Source organism: Alistipes sp. D31t1_170403_E11, from assembly GCF_015553985.1.
GTDB lineage: Bacteria > Bacteroidota > Bacteroidia > Bacteroidales > Rikenellaceae > Alistipes > Alistipes montrealensis.
On the sequence record NZ_JADNHQ010000003.1, the window covers coordinates 615,954 to 636,283 of the forward strand.

Annotated in this window: 20 protein-coding genes; 4 read left to right on the forward strand and 16 right to left on the reverse strand. The window is 58.3% G+C overall.

The features are described 5' to 3' along the window. Window positions 1-60: 60 nt before the first annotated feature. The 8 genes from I2E69_RS08985 to secDF form a co-directional block, all read right to left on the reverse strand. Entirely contained in the window at window positions 61-825 is a 765-nt protein-coding gene (locus I2E69_RS08985; protein ID WP_195460861.1) for a TIGR02757 family protein, read from the reverse strand. Between the two features lies 1 nt (window position 826). Continuing rightward, window positions 827-1,810 (reverse strand): S8 family serine peptidase, encoded by a 984-nt coding sequence (locus I2E69_RS08990; protein ID WP_195460862.1) that lies wholly within the window; start codon window positions 1,808-1,810, stop codon window positions 827-829. 1 nt (window position 1,811) lies between these two features. Beyond that, window positions 1,812-2,480 (reverse strand): ABC transporter ATP-binding protein, encoded by a 669-nt coding sequence (locus tag I2E69_RS08995; RefSeq protein WP_195460863.1) that lies wholly within the window; start codon window positions 2,478-2,480, stop codon window positions 1,812-1,814. Beyond that, window positions 2,477-3,118, reverse strand: coding sequence for a hypothetical protein (locus I2E69_RS09000; protein ID WP_195460864.1), 642 nt, complete (start codon window positions 3,116-3,118; stop codon window positions 2,477-2,479). The genes I2E69_RS08995 and I2E69_RS09000 overlap by 4 nt, the downstream gene beginning before the upstream one ends. Window positions 3,119-3,279: 161 nt before the next feature. Then, a complete protein-coding gene (folP, locus tag I2E69_RS09005) occupies window positions 3,280-4,074 on the reverse strand; it encodes a dihydropteroate synthase (protein ID WP_195460939.1) in 795 nt (264 codons plus the stop codon). A 19-nt stretch (window positions 4,075-4,093) separates the two neighbouring features. Continuing rightward, window positions 4,094-4,684: a dephospho-CoA kinase gene (gene coaE / locus I2E69_RS09010; protein ID WP_195460938.1), complete on the reverse strand. Its 591-nt coding sequence runs from the start codon at window positions 4,682-4,684 to the stop codon at window positions 4,094-4,096. After that, window positions 4,684-5,079: a hypothetical protein gene (locus I2E69_RS09015; protein WP_195460865.1), complete on the reverse strand. Its 396-nt coding sequence runs from the start codon at window positions 5,077-5,079 to the stop codon at window positions 4,684-4,686. The genes coaE and I2E69_RS09015 overlap by 1 nt, the downstream gene beginning before the upstream one ends. A gap of 153 nt (window positions 5,080-5,232) precedes the next feature. Beyond that, on the reverse strand, window positions 5,233-8,265 hold the full coding sequence (gene secDF / locus I2E69_RS09020) for a protein translocase subunit SecDF (protein ID WP_195460866.1): 3,033 nt from the start codon (window positions 8,263-8,265) through the stop codon (window positions 5,233-5,235). Between the two features lie 148 nt (window positions 8,266-8,413). On the opposite strand from secDF, the gene I2E69_RS09025 reads away from it, so the two are divergent. After that, window positions 8,414-9,292 carry a DMT family transporter gene (locus tag I2E69_RS09025; protein ID WP_195460867.1) on the forward strand — a complete coding sequence of 293 codons (879 nt, stop codon included), beginning with the start codon at window positions 8,414-8,416 and terminating at the stop codon, window positions 9,290-9,292. Here I2E69_RS09025 and I2E69_RS09030 read toward each other — a convergent pair. The 7 genes from I2E69_RS09030 to ruvA all read right to left on the reverse strand — a co-directional run bounded on the left by I2E69_RS09030 (window position 9,289) and on the right by ruvA (window position 15,601). Then, on the reverse strand, window positions 9,289-9,609 hold the full coding sequence (locus tag I2E69_RS09030) for a DMT family transporter (protein WP_195460868.1): 321 nt from the start codon (window positions 9,607-9,609) through the stop codon (window positions 9,289-9,291). The genes I2E69_RS09025 and I2E69_RS09030 overlap by 4 nt on opposite strands. Window positions 9,610-9,730: 121 nt before the next feature. Continuing rightward, window positions 9,731-11,650: a molecular chaperone DnaK gene (gene dnaK, locus I2E69_RS09035; RefSeq protein ID WP_195460869.1), complete on the reverse strand. Its 1,920-nt coding sequence runs from the start codon at window positions 11,648-11,650 to the stop codon at window positions 9,731-9,733. A 296-nt stretch (window positions 11,651-11,946) separates the two neighbouring features. Beyond that, window positions 11,947-12,186 (reverse strand): DNA-binding protein, encoded by a 240-nt coding sequence (locus I2E69_RS09040; protein ID WP_195460870.1) that lies wholly within the window; start codon window positions 12,184-12,186, stop codon window positions 11,947-11,949. 209 nt (window positions 12,187-12,395) lie between these two features. Further along, on the reverse strand, window positions 12,396-13,970 hold the full coding sequence (locus tag I2E69_RS09045) for a hypothetical protein (RefSeq protein ID WP_195460871.1): 1,575 nt from the start codon (window positions 13,968-13,970) through the stop codon (window positions 12,396-12,398). A gap of 36 nt (window positions 13,971-14,006) precedes the next feature. Further along, on the reverse strand, window positions 14,007-14,609 hold the full coding sequence (locus I2E69_RS09050; RefSeq protein ID WP_195460872.1) for a hypothetical protein: 603 nt from the start codon (window positions 14,607-14,609) through the stop codon (window positions 14,007-14,009). 107 nt (window positions 14,610-14,716) lie between these two features. After that, the gene (locus I2E69_RS09055; protein WP_195460873.1) at window positions 14,717-14,866 is read right to left on the reverse strand and encodes a hypothetical protein; all 150 of its coding nucleotides are present in this window, start codon (window positions 14,864-14,866) and stop codon (window positions 14,717-14,719) included. A gap of 153 nt (window positions 14,867-15,019) precedes the next feature. Then, window positions 15,020-15,601: a Holliday junction branch migration protein RuvA gene (ruvA, locus tag I2E69_RS09060; protein ID WP_195460874.1), complete on the reverse strand. Its 582-nt coding sequence runs from the start codon at window positions 15,599-15,601 to the stop codon at window positions 15,020-15,022. A gap of 98 nt (window positions 15,602-15,699) precedes the next feature. Here ruvA and I2E69_RS09065 point away from each other — a divergent pair, with 98 nt between their 5' ends. The 3 genes from I2E69_RS09065 (at window position 15,700) to I2E69_RS09075 (ending at window position 18,038) form a co-directional block, all read left to right on the forward strand. After that, complete coding sequence (locus I2E69_RS09065) at window positions 15,700-16,287, forward strand: OmpH family outer membrane protein (protein WP_195460875.1); 588 nt, start codon at window positions 15,700-15,702, stop codon at window positions 16,285-16,287. A 187-nt stretch (window positions 16,288-16,474) separates the two neighbouring features. Next, entirely contained in the window at window positions 16,475-17,275 is an 801-nt protein-coding gene (gene cdaA / locus I2E69_RS09070; RefSeq protein WP_195460876.1) for a diadenylate cyclase CdaA, read from the forward strand. Window positions 17,276-17,507: 232 nt separating this feature from the next. After that, window positions 17,508-18,038 carry a GNAT family N-acetyltransferase gene (locus I2E69_RS09075; protein ID WP_195460877.1) on the forward strand — a complete coding sequence of 177 codons (531 nt, stop codon included), beginning with the start codon at window positions 17,508-17,510 and terminating at the stop codon, window positions 18,036-18,038. Between the two features lie 52 nt (window positions 18,039-18,090). On the opposite strand, the gene I2E69_RS09080 is transcribed toward I2E69_RS09075, so the two are convergent. Continuing rightward, entirely contained in the window at window positions 18,091-20,325 is a 2,235-nt protein-coding gene (locus I2E69_RS09080; protein ID WP_195460878.1) for a glycoside hydrolase family 3 C-terminal domain-containing protein, read from the reverse strand. Window positions 20,326-20,330: the final 5 nt, after the last annotated feature.

A 20,330-nucleotide genomic window follows, 5' to 3' on the forward strand; every position in this document is an offset into this window, starting at 1 on the left:
CGTGAATTGTTTAAACCGGAAGATAATTCTTAATTTTTAATTCTTAATTCTTAATTGCGGCTATCGCAGATAGCCGTCAATGCCGGCGCCAAACAGCGAAAAATCGTACCGCGCGGGGTCCCCGGCATCGAACACGCGCAGGGCGGCCGTCAGCTCCTCGACGGCACGCCAGTCGTTCTGGCGGCGGGCAAGCAACCCAAGCGCCCGCGCCATGTCGCCGACATGAACGTCGAGCGGCAGGTAGAGGGCCGACATCGGAATCGCCTGCCACTCACCGAAATCCACGCCCCTGTCGTCGCGGCGCACCATCCAGCGCAGGTACATGCAGAGCCGTTTGCAGGCCGCTCCCTTCTCGATCGACGAGAGGTGCTTCTCGCAGCGCGGCGCATGGTCCCCGGCGAAAAATTCGCGGCGAAAGTCGGCCAACACGGCGGGCATGCTCTGCACGGCCTCGTAACGGCTCTCGAAAAAGGCCCCGATACCGCCGTGGCGCTCCTCCATGCGCCGCAGGGCCAGCACGAAATCGCGCAGGTCCTGGCCGTTGAAGGTGCGGTGGACATAGGACGAGAGCAGGGCCAGTTCGCGTTCAGAAGCATTGCGCACGAAATCCGCCGGGGCATCGTCCATGAAGTGCATCATACGGTGGCCGCTGCGAACGATGGCTTTGCGGTTGCCCCATGCGATCGTAGCAGAGAAAAAGCCTGCGATTTCGCGGTCGGCGCGGTCCGTATAGCGGTGCGGAACCGAAATCGGGTCGTCGGCAATGAAATCGGGATTGTTGTACTTGTCGTGCAGTCGTTCGAGCAGTTCGCGGAGTTGTTCCATACTATCGAAGCTGTTTCAGAATAAATTCGGTTCGGGGAACGCCGTAACCAATTTCGCAGTCGGGAGCGGCCGCATTCGTCGCCGAAGCCTGCAACAGGCGAATCAGCGATTCGCGCTCCATACGGCGGTATTCGAGCAGGCAGGCGCAGAGGCCCGAGATGACGGGAGTCGAGAAAGAAGTGCCTATCGGGGAGGCTCCGACGACCAGATCGGGTTTTACATAACCGGCATCCTCGCGTCCGACGCTGCTGGAACGGTAACGCGAATCACCGCCGAAGTCACACGCCCCGACGGTAATGACCTGCCGGACATCGGCCGGAAAGCAGATATACCGCCATTTTTTGTTGCCCTCGTTGCCTGCGCTCTGCACGAAAACCAGGTCGGGACGCGCCGTAAGCAGGCTGTCGAGGTAGCGCGAGAGCACCGAGGTGCGGCCATCGAGCATTCCGGGCGTATAGCCGTCGAAATCGTCGAACGTCGTATAGCTGAGCGACGAAGAGATCACGTCGACATCGTGCGAGAGAAGCCATTCGATGCCGCGGATCATCTGCTGTTCTTCGGCGCGCGGCTCCACCGGAGCGCAATCCGTTTTCGCAAGGTAATACACCGCACCCCATGCCAATCCGCAGATCGTATCGCCCGAACGCCCTCCGAGGTTGACGCAGACTTTCGTGCCGTGGTCCTCGGAACCGGCGTCGAAAAGGGCATCGTCCCCACCGCCCGTGAAATCCTTCCAGGCGGCGACATGCAGCGACTGCGTCCAGCGGTTGGTGCGGAATCCACCGAAACCCGCGTCCAGCACCCCGATGCGGATATTCCGCCCACTGAGGTTCAGCGAGTCGAACGCCCGGCACATGGTCTGCCCGACAGCGTGCGAATAGGTTCGGGAATAGTCCGAGGTCCAGCTCCCGCGCACTTCGCGCACGATGTCCCACAGGCCATAGCCGACAAGACCTAGCAAGAGCAACCAAAGCAGTTTCTTCATGTTACCGGACCGTTTCGCCGCAGAGGATCAGCCCGTCGGACATGGTGATCTTCCGGTCGGCCATGGCGGCGAGGTTTTCGTCGTGGGTGACGATCACGACTGTTTGGCCGAGCCGTTCCCGGAGGTCGAAAAACAGGCGGTGGATTTCGTCGCGGTTGTGCGAGTCGAGGTTGCCCGAAGGTTCGTCGGCCAGGAGCACCGCAGGCGAGTTGACCAGTGCGCGGGCGATGGCCACGCGTTGCTGCTCACCGCCCGAAAGCTGTCCGGGTTTATGGTCGCGGCGTGCCGTAAGCCCCATCATGCCGAGCAGTTCCGCGGCGCGGCGTTCGACCTCGGCACGGGGACGCCGGCCGATCAGCCCCGGGATGCAGACGTTCTCGAAGGCCGAAAATTCGGCCAGCAGGTGGTGGAACTGGAAGACGAAGCCGATGTGTTCGTTGCGGAACTGCGACAGGGCTTTGTCGCCCAAGGCCGAAACATCGCGGCCGTCGATCTCCACGCGCCCGCTGTCGGGGCGCGACAAAGTGCCGATGATTTGGAGAAGCGTGGTCTTACCCGCTCCGCTGGCCCCTACGATAGAGACCACTTCGCCCGCGGCCACGTCGAGCGAAACGCCTTTCAGTACTTCGAGCGAGCCGAAACACTTGTGTATATCCGTGACTTTTATCATTCGAAACGGTATTTTTCGTTAATGGCGGCAATGGTTTTCGCGACACCGGCAATGTCGCTCCGCAGATAGTCGGGATAGCCGACATAGTAGGTCGACATGCCGATGAAACTGTTGCACAGCGGATCACGGAGCAGCGCCCGCCACAACTGGCGCGAGTCCATATGAAAATCGGCATGGACATCGCTGGCGGAAAAATGGTTTATCGCATTTATCTTGCTCTGGTTGTACGAATCGACCCGGTCCGCAAAAGTCCCCAGTTGCCGGTAACAGCCCAACACCTGCATCAACAACTCCTTATCCCCGACAAACTGAATCACACCCGAACTTTTCAACACTTCGAAAGCGTCGTTCTGAACTTCGACGCTGCGCATCGTGCCCAGCAGCGACACGTAACGGTCGAGCGAATCCATCGGTATGAGGTCTACGTTCCGTCCGTAATGATCGAACATCAGCATTCCGTCCTGATCGAAACGCAGCTTCTCGCAGCAGTTGTCACGCAGGCCGAGGTTGGTTTTCAACTCTTCATAAACCAACAACATAGTCGTGCGAACCTGCCGCTGGCGCTGCCAGCGTTCGATCAGGCCGCTGCCCGCAAAAGTTATCACGATACCGAGGATCACTACCGACAACTGAAGCATATATTCGCGCCAGGTCCAGCGACCCGGTTTCCGGGTCGGGGCACTCCCCGATTGCCCGGAACGAGGACCCGAACGGCCGGAACGGTGTCCGCTGCGCCGGCCGGACGGTTTTCCGGGGGATTTTTCCGCGGCATTCGCCGCAGGTCGTTCGTTTGCCATAACTATCTACGGTTTTGTCTGTATGCTTCGAAAAGCCGGATCGTATCCACAGCCTCCCGCACGTCGTGGACACGCAAAATCGCCGCACCCTGGCGCAGGCACTCCCAGCCCAGGGCAACGGTTCCGGCGAGCGATTCGGCGGGTGTCGCATCGAGCACCTTATAGATCATCGACTTACGGGAAAGGCCAGCCAGCACGGGATACCCCAGCGCGCAGAGGCGGTGCAGGCCCGCGAGCAATTCGTAGTTCTGCTCCGTGGTCTTGGCGAAGCCGAACCCGGGATCGAGAACGATATTTTCCCGCCGGATACCCGCCGCGAGCATCGTTTCGGTACGGCGGCGGAAGTAGTCCACGACTTCGGTGGTGATGTCGCGCCGGTAGTCGGTCTGCGACTGCATCGTCTTGGGGTCGCCCTTCATGTGCATCGCGATGTACGGCACGCCGTATTTCGCCACGACGGAGAGCATCTCAGGGTCGAGTTCCCCGGCCGAGATGTCGTTGACGACGAGCGGGCCGAACGTATCGACGGCTTTCGCGGCGACTTCCGAGCGGAAGGTATCGACCGAAACGGCCATGCCGGGAGCCACCCTCCGCACGGTCTCCACGCCTAGTGTCACGCGCCGCCACTCTTCATCGGGCGAAACCTCCCCGGCCCCCGGGCGTGAAGAATACCCTCCGACATCGATCAGCTCCGCCCCTTCGGACACCGCCTCACGGACGCGCCGTTCGATGGCTTCGGCCTCCGGGGTACGGCTGCCGGCATAAAACGAATCGGGGGTGACGTTCAGGATCGCCATCACCCGCGGTATGGAAAAATCAGGCATTACGGGCTTCATGGCTGAAAATACGATCGAGTTTCACAACGGCGGGTTCGAGGTCTTCCTCGAAAATATTGACTACGACGTAATCGGCTTTTTCGCTCAGCACATCGTCGTCCATCTGGGCGGCAATGCGGCGGCGCACCTCTTCGGGATCACGCTTGTCGCGGCGGCAGGTGCGTTCGATACGCAGCTCCTGCGGTGCAAGGACAGCGACCGTGCGGTCGACATCGCCGTCGAATCCTGCATCGAACAGGATGGCGCTTTCGAGGATCACATAGTCGCCCTCCTGCCGCTGGGCCCATGCCGCAAAATCGGCCCGGACAGCCGGGTGGACGATGGCGTTCAGGTCGGCGAGGGCCTGTGCGTCGGAGAAGACTTTCCCGGCGAGGTAAGCGCGGTCGAGCTCCCCTTCCGAATAGGCTTCGGCGCCGAAGCGGGCAGAGATGCGCGCACGCAGGTCCGGATCGGCGGTCATCAATCGCTTAGCCCCGGCATCGGAGTCGTAGACCGCAACGCCCCGCAATGCAAAAAGGCGGCAGACAGTACTCTTGCCACTGCCGATGCCGCCTGTGATTCCGACCTTCATCATGGGTTCTCAGGAGTGTTGATTTCGGGAATGTCGCCGACAGAGATGATCTTGATGTCGCTGAAGCGCGTTGCGAGGGCATTTTGCAACGACTGGGGGTCGATGATGAGTTTACCTTCGTGCCCCTCCTCGTGCGAACGTTTCGTCTTGAGTTCCGCAAACGGAATACGCAGCGTCTTGCTCATATAGACCCGGTAGCCGAAGAGGTTCGTGCCGACGCCCTCGACCACGCACGTCACCTCGAAAGGCTGTCCGTCGACACTCACCCTGACGATCTGTTCGGTGGTGTACGTATAACTCAGTTTCGCGATATACCACAGGATGAACGACGCGACGAGCAGCGCCAAAAAGACCGGCGACACGTAGCGGTGCATCCATTTCAACCAATTTTCCATAATGCGGGACATAATATCTGTATTGCAAAGATAATACAACCCGGGAGCAATGCCAAATTTATTTGAACGTCCGGGGCCGCAGACCGTCGCCGATGTAAAAAAAACGGACCGCACCTTTGGGCGCGGTCCGTTTCTGTCGTATATAAAGAGGTATTACTTCTCCTCGTCGATCTTGGCGCGTTTGGTCATCAAGTCGTAAGCGATCGGCGTTGCGAGGAAGATCGTGGCAGCCGTACCTACGACCACGCCGATGATCAGCGCGAAGATGAAGCCGCGGATCGTCTCACCGCCGAAGAAGAAGATAGCCAGCAGCGTCACGAGCGTCGTACCCGAGGTGTTGATCGTACGCGACAGCGTCGAGTTGATGGCGTTGTTCACGTTCTCCTTCAGGTTACGCTTGGGATACAGGCCCAGGTATTCGCGGATACGGTCGAAGACCACCACGGTGTCGTTGATGGCGTAACCGATGATCGTCAGGATCGCGGCGATGAACGCCTGGTTGACCTCCAGGTTGAAGGGCAGCAGACCGTTGAACATCGAGAAGATACCGATGATCAGCAGGGCGTTGAAGGCCAGGGCTGCGGTAGCGCCCGTAGCCCACTGCCAGCGCTTGAAACGGAAGGTGATGTAGAGACCGATGGCGATGAGCGAGAAGAGCACCGAGTAGATGGCGTTCCACGTCATGTCCTTGGCAATCGAGGGGCCGATCTTGTCGGCTGTCAGGATACCGTTTTCGTCGGTCTGGGTATTGCGGAACTGCTCGAAGGTGATGTCGTAGGTGTAGAGCGGTTTCAGCGCGTTGTAGATGATCTGCTCGACTTCGGCCGTAGCTTCGTCCGAGGTATCGTCGTAACGGTACTGCGTCACGATGCGCATCTGGTTCTCCTTACCGTACTGCTTGACTTCGGAACTGATCGCCGAAGCGTCGGCATCGGCAATCTCGGCGAAAGCCTTCTCTACGTTCGAACGCACCTCTTCGGCCGAAACGGCCTTGTCGAAGCGAACAACGTAAGCGCGGCCGCCGGTGAACTCGGCGCCGAGGTTCAGGCCGCGGGCGAAGAACGAAACGCACGACAGAATCATCAGGGCGACGGCGATGTAGTAAGCGACCTTGCGAACGCGGATGAAATCAAAACGCGTATTGTTCAGGAAGTTCTCCGACCACTTGCGCGAGAAGGAGATATGACCCCACTTGCCGACGATCCATTCGATCAAGAGACGCGTGATGAAGATGGCGCAGAAGAACGAGGTGATGATACCGATGATCAGCGTCGTAGCGAAGCCCTGAACCGGACCGTTACCGAAGATGAACAGCACGATACCCGTGATGATGGTCGTCAGGTTACCGTCGATGATAGCCGAATAGGCTTTCGAGAAACCGTCCTTGATGGCCAGCGAAAGGCCCTTGCCGCCGCGAAGCTCCTCCTTGATACGTTCGTAGATGATCACGTTCGCATCGACGGCCATACCCATCGTCAGCACGATACCCGCGATACCCGGAAGGGTCAGCACGGCCCCGAACGAGACGAGCACGCCCATCAGCAGGAAGACGTTGGTCAGAAGCGCGATGTCGGACATCCAGCCCGCCGTCTTGTAGAACAGGCCCATGTACAACAGCACGAGGATAAAGGCCAGCACGAACGAAAGCATACCGGCATTGATCGATTCCTGGCCCAGCGAAGGACCTACGACGGTATCCTGGATGATCTTGGCGGGAGCGGGAACCTTACCCGAGTTGAGCACGTTGGCAAGGTCCTTGGCCTCCTGGATGGTGAAATCGCCGGTGATCTGCGACTGTCCCTTGTCGATCTTGGAGTTGACGCGGGGTGCGGAGTATACGTAGCCGTCGAGAACGATAGCGATACACTTGCCGATGTTCTCGCCCGTCATGCGCGACCATTCCGAAGTACCCTCGGCGTTCATGGTCATCGAAACCTCGGCCGTAGCGCCGCGCTGGGCGTACTGCTCGGTGGCCTCCGTAACGACCGAACCGTCGAGCGGAGCCTTGCCGTCGGGCGTCGAAACCTTGATGGCATAGAGGTAGAAACGGCCGTCGATCTTGTCGTCGCCCTTGACGCCCCACTTGAACAGAACGTCGGCGGGGAACAACTCGCGGACGGCGGGCTGGGCGAGGTACTCGTTGACAGCGGCCATGTCGGCCTTATAGGCGGCGCCGATAGCGGCTCCGCCTGCATAACGCGGATTGAGGACTGCAAAAAGCGGGTTCACGGCGCGGTCGAAGTTGCCTTCCTGTACGGCACTCTCGGCCGTAGCGGTCGAATCGGCGGCGCCGACCTCGGCGATCAGGCCGTCGGCCTCGGCAGCGGGGGTTTCAGCGGCAACGGCGGCCTCGGCAACGGTAGTCTCGGGAGCGCCGGCTGCGGGAGCCTGTGCCAGTTCGGCCTTGATGAGCTTATCGGCTGCCGACAGAGCGGGGAAGATTTCGTTGGCGTCGTAGGTAGTCCAGAACTCCAGCGATGCGGTTCCCTGCAGCAGGTCGCGGACACGCTGCGGCTCCTTCACGCCCGGAAGCTCGACCAGGATGCGGTGCGAGTTGGGCAGGCGCATGATGTTGGGCTGCGTAACGCCGAAGTGGTCGATACGGCTGCGCAACACGTTGAACGAAGCACCGATAGCGGCCTCGGTCTCCTTCTTGAGGATCTTCTCGACATCGGAATCGGAGCTTTCGAGCGTAATGTCCTTACGATCGGGGCTTACGAAAAGCTCGGCGATGGGACGGCCGTTCGAAATGCGCGAATACGCCTTCACGAAATCGGATACATAGTCCGTCGAAGAGCCCTGTTTCATTGCCTCGTTGGCCACGCCGATCGCCTCGATGAAAGCGGGGTCGTTCTGGCTGTCGCCGGCCAATGCCTTCACGACATCCTCGACCTGCACCTCCAGCATGACGTTCATACCGCCCTTGAGGTCCAGACCCAGGTTCAGCTCCTTCTCCTTACACTCCTTGTAGGTGAATTTGCGGAAACCCAGGTTGTAAACCGGCAGGTTCTGCACCGAATCGAGGTAATGCTGCTCCGCATCGGCCCGCTGGTCGATGGGGAACTGCGCGGCATAAGCAGCCGCCTTCTTCTCTACGCCACGTGTTTTGAACGTAAACGAGAGTTGATAAACACAAGCGAGAGCCAGCAGGACCGCAATGAGTTTAATGAAACCTTTACTTTGCATTTGAGTAAAAAATAGTTGTTATTATTTGTTGTAATTGTTGTCATTACGCACAATAGCACGCAAAGATAGAAAAAAAGAATTAAATAATAGGGCCCGCAAGGGAGGAAAATGGCGTCAAACGGCAAAAAATCCGTATTTTTGGAGCCGCATGACAAAATACACGGAATACAAATACCACATTGCGGCGCTGTTCACAGTGACGGTGTGGGGCGCGACGTTCGTTTCGACGAAGGTCCTCATCGCCAATTCGCTGACCCCGGCGGAGATCTTCTTCCTGCGCTTCGCCATGGCCTACGTCTGCATTTGGCCCTTCGCCCGCAAGCGCCTGTGGGCCGCGAACCTGCGCGACGAACTGTTGCTGGCAGCCGCAGGACTGAGCGGCGGATCGCTCTATTTCCTGACTGAAAACATCGCCCTGGAATACGCCCCGGCCTCGAACGTCTCGCTGATCGTCTGCACGGCTCCGGTATGGACCGCCGTACTGCTGAGCCTGCTCTACCGCAGCGAACGGATGACGCGGCGGCAAATCACAGGGTCGGCGCTGGCATTCGCAGGCATGGTGCTCGTGGTGTTGAACGGCCACTTCGTGTTGCGCCTCTCGCCGCGGGGCGATATGCTGGCGCTCTCGGCGGCGTTGCTGTGGATGGTCTATTCGCTGGTAATCAAACGCATCGGCGGCCGCTACCCCGCTATTTTCATCACCCGGAAAGTCTTTTTTTACGGACTTCTGACGATCCTTCCGGTCTTTGCCTTCCAGCCTTTCGACGTGAGCCGGGAGGTGCTGTCGCGCCCCCTCGTATGGGGCAACCTGCTCTTCCTGGGCGTCGTCGCATCAATGCTCTGCTATGTGCTCTGGAACGCCGCGATGCACAAGCTGGGAGCTGTGCGGACAACCAACTATATCTACATCAATCCGCTGGTAACGATCGTCGTGGCGGCACTCTGCATCGGCGAGCGGATTACCCTCGCAGCACTGGCCGGCGCGGCGCTGATCCTCTACGGAATGTGGCGGGCGGAACGGGCCTAGTGCACCATCTTCAGGCCGACGATGCCGATGAAGACCAGCGACAGGAAAAACATCCGCCAGAAGGTCACGGCATCGTGGAAAAAGACGATCCCGAGGATCACGGTCCCCACGCCGCCGATACCCGTCCAGATCATATAGGCCGTACCCATCGGAATCGTCTTCTGGGCCAAGTACAGCAGCCAGCCGCTTATGCCCATCGAAACGACCGAAACGGCCAGGAACAGAAAATGGTAACGCGGATTGAGGTCCGCCAATTTAAAGCCGAGGGGCCATCCCATCTCGAAAAGCCCCGCAAAAATCAGATACAACCAAGCCATCGGAATCAATTTTTGAAGGCGAATATAGCGATTTTTACCTCCCCGGCAAAAAAAGAGCGCAGTCCCGTTTCCGGAACCGCGCTCTTCGCGTTATGATTGGCGGGGTGTCGCCCCGGAGATTTTACTTAACCTCTTCGAACTCCACGTCCTCGGGCTGGCCGTCGTTGCCGCCGCCCTGCTGGCCGGCATTGTGCGCTTCGTGGCCTGCGTCGGCTCCGGGCTGTGCACCCTGCTGGGCCTGCTGCTGGGCGTAGATGTCCTGCGAAGCTGCCTGCCATGCGGCGTTCAGCTCGGCCATGGCGGTATCGATAGCGGCTACGTCGGCATTCTTGTGCGCTTCCTTCAGCTTGGCCAGAGCGCCCTCGATGGCGGCCTTCTTGTCGGCGGGCAGTTTCTCGCCGTACTCCTTGAGCTGCTTCTCGGTGGTGAAGATATTCGAGTCGGCGGCGTTGACCTTGTCGATACGCTCCTTCTCGGCCTTGTCCTTCTCCTCGTTGGCCTTGGCCTCGTCGCGCATGCGCTGGATCTCCTGCTCGGTAAGGCCCGAAGAAGCCTCGATGCGGATCTTCTGCTCCTTGCCCGTGCCCTTGTCCTTGGCCGAAACGTTCAGGATACCGTTGGCGTCGATGTCGAACGTGACTTCGATCTGCGGCACACCGCGCGGTGCGGCGGGAATGCCGTCGAGGTGGAAGCGGCCGATCGACTTGTTGTCGCGGGCCAGCGGACGCTCGCCCTGGCAAACATTGATCTCCACCGAAGGCTGGTTGTCGGCAGCCGTCGAGAAAACCTCCGACTTGCGGGTCGGGATGGTGGTGTTGGCGTCGATGAGCTTCGTCATCACACCGCCCAGGGTCTCGATACCCAGCGACAGCGGCGTAACGTCGAGAAGCAGCACGTCCTTCACCTCACCCGTCAGGACACCGCCCTGGATAGCCGCGCCGATAGCCACGACTTCGTCGGGGTTCACCGAGCGGTTCGGAGTCTTGCCGAAGAACTCCTCGACGATCTTCTGGATCGCGGGAATACGGGTCGAACCACCCACGAGAATCACTTCGTTGATCTGCGAGGCATCCAGGCCTGCATCGCGCAGCGCCAGCTTGCAAGGTTCGATGGTCTTGCGGATCAGATGGTCGCACAACTGCTCGAACTTGGCGCGGGTAAGCGACATCACGAGGTGCTGCGGAATGCCGTTGACGGGCATGATATACGGAAGGTTGATCTCCGTCGTAGTCGAGGACGAAAGTTCGATCTTCGCCTTCTCGGCAGCCTCCTTCAGACGTTGCAGGGCCATCGGGTCCTGGCGCAGGTCGATCTGGTGCTCGGCCTTGAACGCCTCGGCCATGTAGTCGATCAGCACGTGGTCGAAGTCGTCGCCGCCCAGGTGCGTGTCGCCGTTGGTCGACTTCACCTCGAAGACGCCGTCGCCCAGTTCGAGGATCGAAATATCGAACGTACCGCCACCGAGGTCATACACGGCGATCTTCTGGTCGTTCGACTTCTTGTCCAGACCGTAGGCCAGTGCGGCGGCCGTCGGCTCGTTGATGATACGGCGGACCTTCAGGCCGGCGATCTCACCCGCCTCCTTCGTAGCCTGACGCTGCGAGTCGGAGAAATAAGCCGGAACCGTGATGACGGCTTCCGTAACCTCCTGACCCAGGTAGTCCTCGGCCGTCTTCTTCATCTTCTGCAGGATGATGGCCGAAATCTCCTGCGGAGTGTACTGGCGGCCGTCGATGTCGACACGCGGGGTGTTGTTGTCACCCTTGACGATCGCATAGGGAGCGCGTGCGATGTCGGAGGTCACCTTGTCGTAAGCCTCGCCCATGAAACGCTTGATCGAGAAGACCGTACGCTTGGGGTTGGTGATAGCCTGACGCTTTGCGGGGTCTCCGACCTTACGCTCGCCGTCGGCGGTGAACGCCACGACCGACGGGGTCGTGCGGTGTCCCTCGGAGTTGGGGATTACAACGGGCTCGTTGCCCTCCATCACTGCTACGCAGGAGTTCGTGGTTCCTAAGTCAATACCAATAATCTTTGCCATAATAATAAATATGTTTTAATTGTTTATTTTTCGGTTTCGTATTCGGCAGGCCCGGGCTTCTTCGGACTCCGGCTGCCGGTTACGCCCTTAAATCGAACAAAGGTCGTACCAATCGGCAATCTCTGCCAAATTGTCAGCCGGATGGCAGAAAGAATGCCATGCAGCGGGTTGTCGCACGGCATTTTGACAGCCCGCTTAAGAAGCAGGGTTCAGGCGGGCAGAAGAATTGAAAACAAAAAGGCCTGCTCAACGCAGGCCCTTACCGGCAGATGCCGGACAAATAAATCGTATAGCTGTTACTGCTCGCTCAGGATGCGCATCGCAACGTCGAGAATCGTCGTATCGTCCAACGTGACAACACCGCCGTCCGGCCCCGCTTCGAAGTGCACACCGACGCATTCCTTTGCCTCATGCTTGCCTCCGAAGTAGTTGCGGACTGTGTCTACATCGATTCCTAACTCATCTGCAATGCGCTGCGAGCTGCCGCTGGGCAACCGGTCCTTGATACGGCGCAACTCGTTAAATGTGATAATCATATCCGTTGAATTTTTGGTTGATAGTTCTGCACAACTAAGTTAATACAATTTTGCGGAACTGCAAAATTTCTGCCTGAAAAAGTGCAATAAATATAGCCGCAGAACGAAAAAAAGCGGAAGTCCCACAGTTACAAAACAAAAGCCCCTGCCGAAGCAGGAGCTTTTTATTTTTCCGGGGCACGGAAAACTTTCCGCAGCCGGCAGAAGATTTATTCCTCGGGCTCGATGTAGATCTGGAAAATCATCGGCGTGAAGGGCGGAATATCCGTATACACTTCGGTCGTGGTCGTAGTCTCGCCCGAATCGTAGTAATCGCCGTAACCGCCGTAATAACCGCCGCCGTAACCATAGCCGCCCAGACCGCCGTAACCGTAATAATCGCCGTAATAACCGCCGTAATAGCCGTTATTGCCGTAATAGCTCTGCGAATAGTTCAGGTAGTTCAGGTAATCGTAGTAGCTCGACGTATAACCGCCCGAAGTGGACGTATTCGTACCGCCGCTTTTGCCGGTCGTACCGTAGGCATTGGTCGACGTGGTGATAAACGCCGCCCACTGGCCGTATTTGAGGTTGGGAACGGTATAATAGAATGCGGTTATCAGATCGGGATTCTGCACGTCGTACGAGTGCGCCGAACCGGTTGAGCGCACCTCGCCGTAGATAATCTGCTTCACCTCGTCGATATTCGTATCGAAGATGAAACCGTCGAGGAAGCGGCCGATATACCAGATCTTGGCCGTGCCTTCCATTCCGACGGAGTCGGCTTCGAGGTCCGCAACACCCTTATAGGCTTCGTAGTCGTCGCCCTCGCCGTGGAACCGTTTTACGAGCGCCTCAGCGATCTTCTTTTCCAAGTCGGAACCGTTGTAAGGCTCGAAGTCTACGTTGTACGGCTCATTGCGTTTCGTTCCGACGGGGAACGAGAAGGAAAACTTATCGCCGGCAATCTCCTTGGACGGATCGTAGCGGACATCGACATAGAGCTGTGCCACGGTGTCGCAGGCGCTTACCCAGCGCTCGGCGCGTTTGTAGGGATGCTTTTCGTCTTCGGGATCGGTCGGACGCTTCTCCGAATCGTCCTCGCCGTCCTTGGTGAACATCACGACCCCGCCGTTGGCCTCGCAAAATGCGTCGACCACCGTACCCTCGGCTTCCAGCGGATTCTTGACCGTATCGCAAATCTCCATTTCGACGATGAACGGACGCTTGGAGCTGAGCGTAAACTGGCCCTCATAGCCGCCGTCGCCCTCCACGCCGCCGGAACCGACGATGCGCGAAGGCATGTAAAGCCGGATCTTGGAGCCTTCACGCAGCAGGAACTCGGGATCGACCTCCTTCGAAGCGGCATAGTCCGGATCGAGGTGCAGCGTATTGCGCATGGCGAGGTAAGTCCCCTCCATCAGGCTCGTATTCTCCGTACCGCAATAGCGGTAGAAAGGCACATAGTGGGTATATTTGGTGAACGTTCCGACCTGGTAGGCCTCGCCGGCACGGCGCGTGAGAACGATATTGCCGCTCAGGTCGCGGCCCGAGAAATCGAATTTCACCCAGCAGGCGGTATCGTTTACCGGGGCAGCCTGCGCATCTCCGGCCTCAAGGACTTCGACGTAGTAACCGCCTTCGGATTGGTAGTTCTTCAGCAGGTCCTTGCGGTGCTGCGTCATCCACGCCTCGAGGGCCTGGTTCTCGAATTTGTCGTACGACTCGGTCTGCTCTTTGGCGCAGGATGTCAGCAGCATGATGCCGGCTGCCGAGAGGTAGAGAAAACGGGTGATCAACTTCATATCTTGTTCTGCAATTCTATATATTCGGTGTTCTGTTTATTCGTCGTATTCCACTTGGCTGATCTCGAAAAACCAGGCGACAGGGCTCTCTTTCGGAATTACACTCACATATTTGTCCCCGAAAGCCATGTTATAAGTCATGTAAGCTTCGACCTGGTCATTCTCGCGACAACCAAGTAACGCATGCCGGAGACCGTTTAGTATGTCGCCGCGCATATCGAGTGTAATCGGTTCGAACGACCACGCTCCGGGCGTCAGCCCCGCATCCTCCAGGGCCTTCTGCCAGTTCGGATCGTTCGTGTAGAAAGGCGCGGTGGTATCGGAGATAGTCGCATAGTTGAAAATGTAGGCCCGAAAGGTAATGGTCACCTTCGCCGAGGCGGTAACCTCCGGATTGCTGTCCCGGTTTTCCCGGTAGAAATTATCGATATACCTGTATACCGTATTGCCTGAAACCGTGTAGAATGCCTGCGTGCTGCCCTCTTCGAGCTGCGAATCCGGAATCAGCGTCGGCGCATGGCTCTTTTCGAGGAACGACACGATCTTCGTACGCTGTTCGGGAAGGATGTCCTCCTCCTCCGAGCAACCGCAAAACAGCAGGGGCAGGGCGCAAAAAAGTGTAGTGAGTATTCGTTTCATCGGCATACAATCGTGCAAATTTACAAAAACAATCCGATTTACGAAGAAGAAACGTAAAAAATCGCCCGCTTTGCATGCGGGCGTGTCGAAAAAAGAGGAAAAATCGGTTATTCCTTTTTCCTGTAATAATCCTTACGCGGGTTGGTAAGTCGCTGCAACTTGCGCTGCTTCCACGCAATAGCAATGATAGTCAACACAATAGCAACGGCAAAGAAGCCGAGCAGGATAAAAATAAATCCAAACGGAATCCCTTCCATAGAAATTAAAGAGGCTTATTTTGTTAGGCGTCGCAAAGATAAGACAAAATCCAGCCAAAACAAAGTTAAGTCAGACTTTCGGAGGGTTATTTTCAAATAAATTAAATTTACAACTACACAAATGGTATTTTTTTTCGGCTATCCGGACTTTTTTTAAAGATTTTTGAGCGCCATGCGGATCAGCTCCTCGACCGAAGCCGCGGGCGAAGAGCGCAGGACCGAACGCAGCACCTTTTCGGCCGAGGCGCGGGCGAAGCCCAGCATGACCAGCGCGGCGAGGGCCTCGTCGAAGTTGCCGCCGACAGCGGGCAGCGCCTCGCCGGCATCGGTCCCCAGCGCCACGAGCTTGCCGCTCAGTTCGACAATGATCTTCTGCGCCGTCTTGAGGCCCAGCCCCTTGACATTCTTCAGCAGCACGGCGTTGCCCGCCGTGATGATCCCCTGCAACTCGCGCGGCGAGTAGGTCGAGAGGATCATGCGGGCCGTATTGCCGCCTACGCCCGAAACGCTGATCAAAAGGCGGAACAATTCGCGTTCGGCCTTCGTCGAGAAGCCGTAGAGCAGTTGCGCATCCTCGCGCACGACATAATGGACGTAGAGTTTGGTCTCGGTATCGTGTTCGATCGCGGAGTAGGTTTCGAGCGAAATATGGAGGTAGTAGCCTACCCCGCCGGCGTCGATAACTGCGTATGCGGGAGCCACTTCGGCGACTGTGCCTTTGATGTATTCGTACATGGATTTCAAATTTTATTGCGGGTTGGGCAAAAGTAAAGATTTTTTTTTACCTTTGTGTCTCAAATGCTGAATAATTAACTAACAAACAAAAATTCAATATGAAAAGAACTCTCTTTCCGGCGCTGGCTGTAGCCCTTGTCCTCGCGGCCTGCGGCACGAAGACCACGGAGCAGGCCGAAGCTGCGGCTGAAACCGCGGCGCAGCAGGTTGTTTCGAGCGACATAGCTTATGTCCAGGTCGAAGCCGTGCTGGCTCAGTGCGATCTTTACAAAAACGAAGGCGTAGCGCTCCAGGAAAAGACCGAAAAGGCCCAGAAGAGCTGGGCCCAGCGCGAGCAGGGCCTCCAGGCCGAAGCCGCCCAGTTGCAGCAGAAATACGAGAAGGGGCTGATTACCTCGCGTGACGCACAGGCACAGCAGGAGCGTCTCCAGCAGCGCGCCGCGTCCTACCAGACGAACGCCCAGAAGGAAGCCCAGACGCTCGACGAGGAGAACTACGTATTCACCAACCGCGCACAGGACCTGCTGCACCGCGCCGTGCAGGAGATCAACAGCGGCAAGCAGTACAAGCTGATCATCAACGCCTCGGCGCTGATCGACGCCGACTCGACGCTCAACATCACGCCTACCGTGCTGGCTAAGGTCAACGAGCTGTACGCAGCCGACAAAAATGCCCCGAAAAAGTAGCCCCGCCCACGGAGAATAAAAACCGGCTTCCCCATAAGGTGGAAGTCGGTATTTTTTTAGTACATTTGCAAAGATAAAACGCTGCCCGGGCAGACGCACCCGGCAACGCCCGAATAAATTTGGCATTGCAGCAGGCAAGCATTATCTTTGTACGATAACTGAAACCTGATAAATTTTCTGACACACGATGGGATTCGTTCCGTTTACATTCGTCGACCTGATAGACATCATCCTGGTGGCTGTGATCATGTACTGGATATACCGCATGACCAAAGGAACCAATGCGCCGTATATCCTTTCGGGGATCATCGCCGTCTACCTGCTGTGGGTAGTCGTGCGGGCCCTGAACATGGAACTGCTGTCGACGATCCTCGGGCAGTTGATTTCGGTAGGAGCCATTGCGCTGATCATCGTCTTCCAGCCCGAACTGCGGCGGTTCCTCCAGATGATCGGCATGCGCCAGAAACATTTCAACTTCATCACCCGCATCTTCTCGACGGGCGAGGACACCGTGCAGACCAACGTCGTGCCGATCGTCACGGCCTGCCGCGAGATGTCGGACACGAAAACCGGAGCGCTGATCGTCATCGGCCAGCAAAGCGACCTGCGGCTGATCGCCGAAGGCGGCATCGCCATCGACGCCAAGGTTTCGACGGCGCTGCTCAAGAACATTTTCTTCAAAAACGCCCCGCTGCACGACGGTGCGGTGCTGATCGAAGGCGACCGGATCGTGGCGGCGAAGTGCATCCTTCCGGTGACGCAGAGCGACGTGCCCAAGTCGTTCGGCACGCGCCACCGCGCAGCGATCGGCATGAGCGAAATTTCGGACGCCATCATCGTCGTCGTCTCGGAGGAGACGGGCGAAATATCCATCGCCCAGGCCGGTGAAATACGCCAGCGGATCGACCCCGTCCGGTTGCAGCAGACCCTGCAACGCTACCTGACCATCAATTCGCGCAAACGCTCGAAAAAGGAGGTCGCCGAGTAACCGGCGCAAAGCGCCGGATTTCAGGGGAGAGGCAATGGAGCAACACGGTTTCGGTCTCGCTCCGCAGGCATAAGGCGCCGGATTCGACAGACGACAGAACGACATAAGACCGATCCGCCCTACACCGCTTAACCAAAATACCGATCGGCAATATAACGACAAAACAGGGATTATCCGGTTCATGTTCCGCCGTTTTACCAGAAGGACAGGAGGTTCCGAAAAATACGCAACGATGTTATTCCCACCCAAAACGCCCCGCCTCGCGCTGCGCGCATGGCGGGAGAAAGACCTGCCCGAATTTGCTGCCATGAACGCCGACGAGCGCGTCATGGAGTTTTTTCCCGCACCGCTCACCCCCGAAGAATCGGCACAAATGCTCGACCGCATCCGCGACGAATTTTCGACTGAAGGATTCGGAGTATACGCCGTCGAACGCCTTTCGGACGGTGAACTGCTGGGATTTACGGGCCTGCACCGGATCACGTTTTCCGGCGGCCTGGAGGGGCAGATCGAAATCCTCTGGCGCCTGCGCTACGACGCCTGGGGACAGGGCTACGCCACAGAGGCCGCCCGGGCCTGCGTGGCCTTCGCCGCGAAACTCGGCATTCCGGAACTGAGCGCCTTCGCCTACGTCGGAAACGAACGCTCCCGGCGCGTGATGCAGAAGATCGGCATGGAGTGCATCGGGGAGTTCAACCACCCCGCACTGCCCGAGGGGCATCCCCTGCGGCGACACGCCTTGTATTACATCCTTACGGAATAAAAGAAGTCCGCGGCCCCGAAGGGTCGCGGACTTTTCATTCGAAGCCTGCCGGCTATTTCAGTTCAAACCCGGCCGTGCCGCGGATATCGTCCGAAGCGACGCCGACATAGGCCGTGAAGGCTCCCGGTTCGCAAACCCACGCACCCTTCGTGTCGTCGTAGTACTGCAACATATCGGGTGTAATCTCGAAAGTCACCGTCTGCGTCTCGCCGGGGTTCAGCGATACCTTTTCAAAGCCTTTCAACTCTTTCACCGGACGCGGCAGCGACGACTCCTCGTCGCCGATATAAAGCTGGACGACCTCTGCACCGGCACGGTCGCCCGTGTTGGTCACCTCGGCCGAAACCCGGATGCGGCCGTTCGCCGCAAGCGTCGCGCGGTCGGCTTTCACGTTGCCGACGGAGAAAGTGGTATAGCTCAGACCGTGGCCGAAGGCGAACAGCGGCTTGAGCGCCTGTTTGTCGTGCCAGCGGTAGCCGACGAAAATGCTCTCGTTATACCGCACCGAATCCGTACCGGGATATTCGCCCAGCGCATGCGCGCTGTTGTCCTCCAGCCGCACGGGGAACGTGAAGGGCAGCTTCCCCGAGGGATTCACCGCACCGAACACCACGTCGGCCAACGCATTGCCCGTCTCCGAGCCCGAGAACCAGGCCTCCAGCACCGCCGGAACGCGTTCGATCCACGGCATCGCCACGGCATTGCCCGAAATGACCACTACCGCCAGGTTGGGATTCGCGTCGGCAAGCGCCTCGATCACCCGGTCCTGTGCATAAGGAAGGCCGTACTGGGTACGGTCGTCGCCCTCGCTGTCCTGGTGGCCGCTCTTGTTCAGACCGCCGATGAAAAGCACGACATCGGCTTTGCGGGCAGCAGCTACGGCATCGGCGATCAGCGCCTCCTCGGAACGTTTCTCCGAAAGGTCCTGACCCGTTTTCACGCCGTTGTAGTCGCCCGTCACGTCACCGACGTAACCGCGCTCGTAAATCACTTCGGCCTTATCGCCCACAGCGGCACGGATGCCCTCGAGCGGCGTATATTCGTGGCGGACCTTGAGCGACGAGGAACCTCCCCCGACGGTCATCATCTTGACGGCATTCTCACCCACGACGGCGATCGTTTTTACGCTGGCAAGGTCGATGGGAAGCACTTTCTTGTCGTTTTTCAGCAACACCATACCCTCGCCGGCGATGCGGCGCGCAGCGGCCGTGTGTTCGGGCGAATTGAGCGATCCGAAGGGTTTGCGCGAATTCATCGCCGTGCGGAAAATCAGGCGCAACACGCGGCGGGCCTTGTCGTCGAGCACGTCGGTCGAAGCCTCGCCCTTGCGAAGCAGGTCGAGGTAGGGATTGGCGAGGTAATAATTATCGTAGGCGTTGCTGGCTCCCCAGTTCAGGCCGTTGGTCCACGACCCGAACTCCATGTCGAGACCGTTCTCGACAGCCTGTTTCGTATCGTGCACACCGCCCCAGTCGGAAATAACCACGCCGTCGAAGGCCCAGTCGCGTTTCAGGATGTCGTTCAGCAGGTACTGGTTGTGGCAGCAATGCTGGCCCTTATATTTATTGTAGGCGCCCATAATGGCCCACGTGCCGCCCTCCTCGACCGCGGCTTTGAACGCCGGAAGGTAGATTTCGTTGAGCGCACGGTCGTCGACGATAACGTCGATGCCGTGGCGGTGCACCTCCTGGTTGTTCAGTGCGAAATGCTTGACGCAGGCGGCCACGCCGTTCTGCTGCACGCCCTGGACATAGGGAACGACCATGCGCGACGAGAGATAGGGATCTTCACCCATATATTCGAAATTGCGGCCGTTGAGCGGCGTGCGGTAGATGTTCACGCCCGGGCCCAGCAGGACATCTTTTTCGCGGTAGCGGGCCTCTTCGCCGATGGATTTGCCGTAAAGGGCCGACATGGAGGGATTCCACGTCGCGGCCAGACACGTCAGGGCGGGAAAAGCCGTACACGAGTCGTTGGTCCAGCCGGCCTGGTCCCACTCGTCCCACAGCACTTCGGGACGGATTCCGTGGGGGCCGTCGGTGCACCACACCTCGGGAATGCCCAGCCGCTGAACGCCTGCCGACGAAAATTTCGACTGGGCGTGGAGCAGGCCGACTTTCTCTTCGAGCGTCATGCGCGCGAGGGCGTCCTCGACCCGTTTTTCGATGGGCTGCGACTCGTCGAGGTAAACCGCAACGCCGCTCTGCGCCTGCTGTCCGCCGCCGCAGGCGACGGCCGTAAAGGCACAAAGCGCAGCAAGGCCCTTTATCAATGTTCTGTTCTTCATTTTGG

Excerpts from the sequence above, each read along its gene's own strand:
- I2E69_RS08985 (WP_195460861.1), bottom strand. The coding sequence starts at position 825 with ATGGAACAACTCCGCGAACTGCTCGAACGACTGCACGACAAGTACAAC.
- I2E69_RS08990 (WP_195460862.1), bottom strand. The coding sequence starts at position 1,810 with ATGAAGAAACTGCTTTGGTTGCTCTTGCTAGGTCTTGTCGGCTATGGC.
- I2E69_RS08995 (WP_195460863.1), bottom strand. The coding sequence starts at position 2,480 with ATGATAAAAGTCACGGATATACACAAGTGTTTCGGCTCGCTCGAAGTA.
- I2E69_RS09000 (WP_195460864.1), bottom strand. The coding sequence starts at position 3,118 with ATGCTTCAGTTGTCGGTAGTGATCCTCGGTATCGTGATAACTTTTGCG.
- folP (WP_195460939.1), bottom strand. The coding sequence starts at position 4,074 with ATGGCGATCCTGAACGTCACCCCCGATTCGTTTTATGCCGGCAGCCGT.
- coaE (WP_195460938.1), bottom strand. The coding sequence starts at position 4,684 with ATGAAGGTCGGAATCACAGGCGGCATCGGCAGTGGCAAGAGTACTGTC.
- I2E69_RS09015 (WP_195460865.1), bottom strand. The coding sequence starts at position 5,079 with ATGGAAAATTGGTTGAAATGGATGCACCGCTACGTGTCGCCGGTCTTT.
- secDF (WP_195460866.1), bottom strand. The coding sequence starts at position 8,265 with ATGCAAAGTAAAGGTTTCATTAAACTCATTGCGGTCCTGCTGGCTCTC.
- I2E69_RS09025 (WP_195460867.1), top strand. The coding sequence starts at position 8,414 with ATGACAAAATACACGGAATACAAATACCACATTGCGGCGCTGTTCACA.
- I2E69_RS09030 (WP_195460868.1), bottom strand. The coding sequence starts at position 9,609 with ATGGCTTGGTTGTATCTGATTTTTGCGGGGCTTTTCGAGATGGGATGG.
- dnaK (WP_195460869.1), bottom strand. The coding sequence starts at position 11,650 with ATGGCAAAGATTATTGGTATTGACTTAGGAACCACGAACTCCTGCGTA.
- I2E69_RS09040 (WP_195460870.1), bottom strand. The coding sequence starts at position 12,186 with ATGATTATCACATTTAACGAGTTGCGCCGTATCAAGGACCGGTTGCCC.
- I2E69_RS09045 (WP_195460871.1), bottom strand. The coding sequence starts at position 13,970 with ATGAAGTTGATCACCCGTTTTCTCTACCTCTCGGCAGCCGGCATCATG.
- I2E69_RS09050 (WP_195460872.1), bottom strand. The coding sequence starts at position 14,609 with ATGAAACGAATACTCACTACACTTTTTTGCGCCCTGCCCCTGCTGTTT.
- I2E69_RS09055 (WP_195460873.1), bottom strand. The coding sequence starts at position 14,866 with ATGGAAGGGATTCCGTTTGGATTTATTTTTATCCTGCTCGGCTTCTTT.
- ruvA (WP_195460874.1), bottom strand. The coding sequence starts at position 15,601 with ATGTACGAATACATCAAAGGCACAGTCGCCGAAGTGGCTCCCGCATAC.
- I2E69_RS09065 (WP_195460875.1), top strand. The coding sequence starts at position 15,700 with ATGAAAAGAACTCTCTTTCCGGCGCTGGCTGTAGCCCTTGTCCTCGCG.
- cdaA (WP_195460876.1), top strand. The coding sequence starts at position 16,475 with ATGGGATTCGTTCCGTTTACATTCGTCGACCTGATAGACATCATCCTG.
- I2E69_RS09075 (WP_195460877.1), top strand. The coding sequence starts at position 17,508 with ATGTTATTCCCACCCAAAACGCCCCGCCTCGCGCTGCGCGCATGGCGG.
- I2E69_RS09080 (WP_195460878.1), bottom strand. The coding sequence starts at position 20,325 with ATGAAGAACAGAACATTGATAAAGGGCCTTGCTGCGCTTTGTGCCTTT.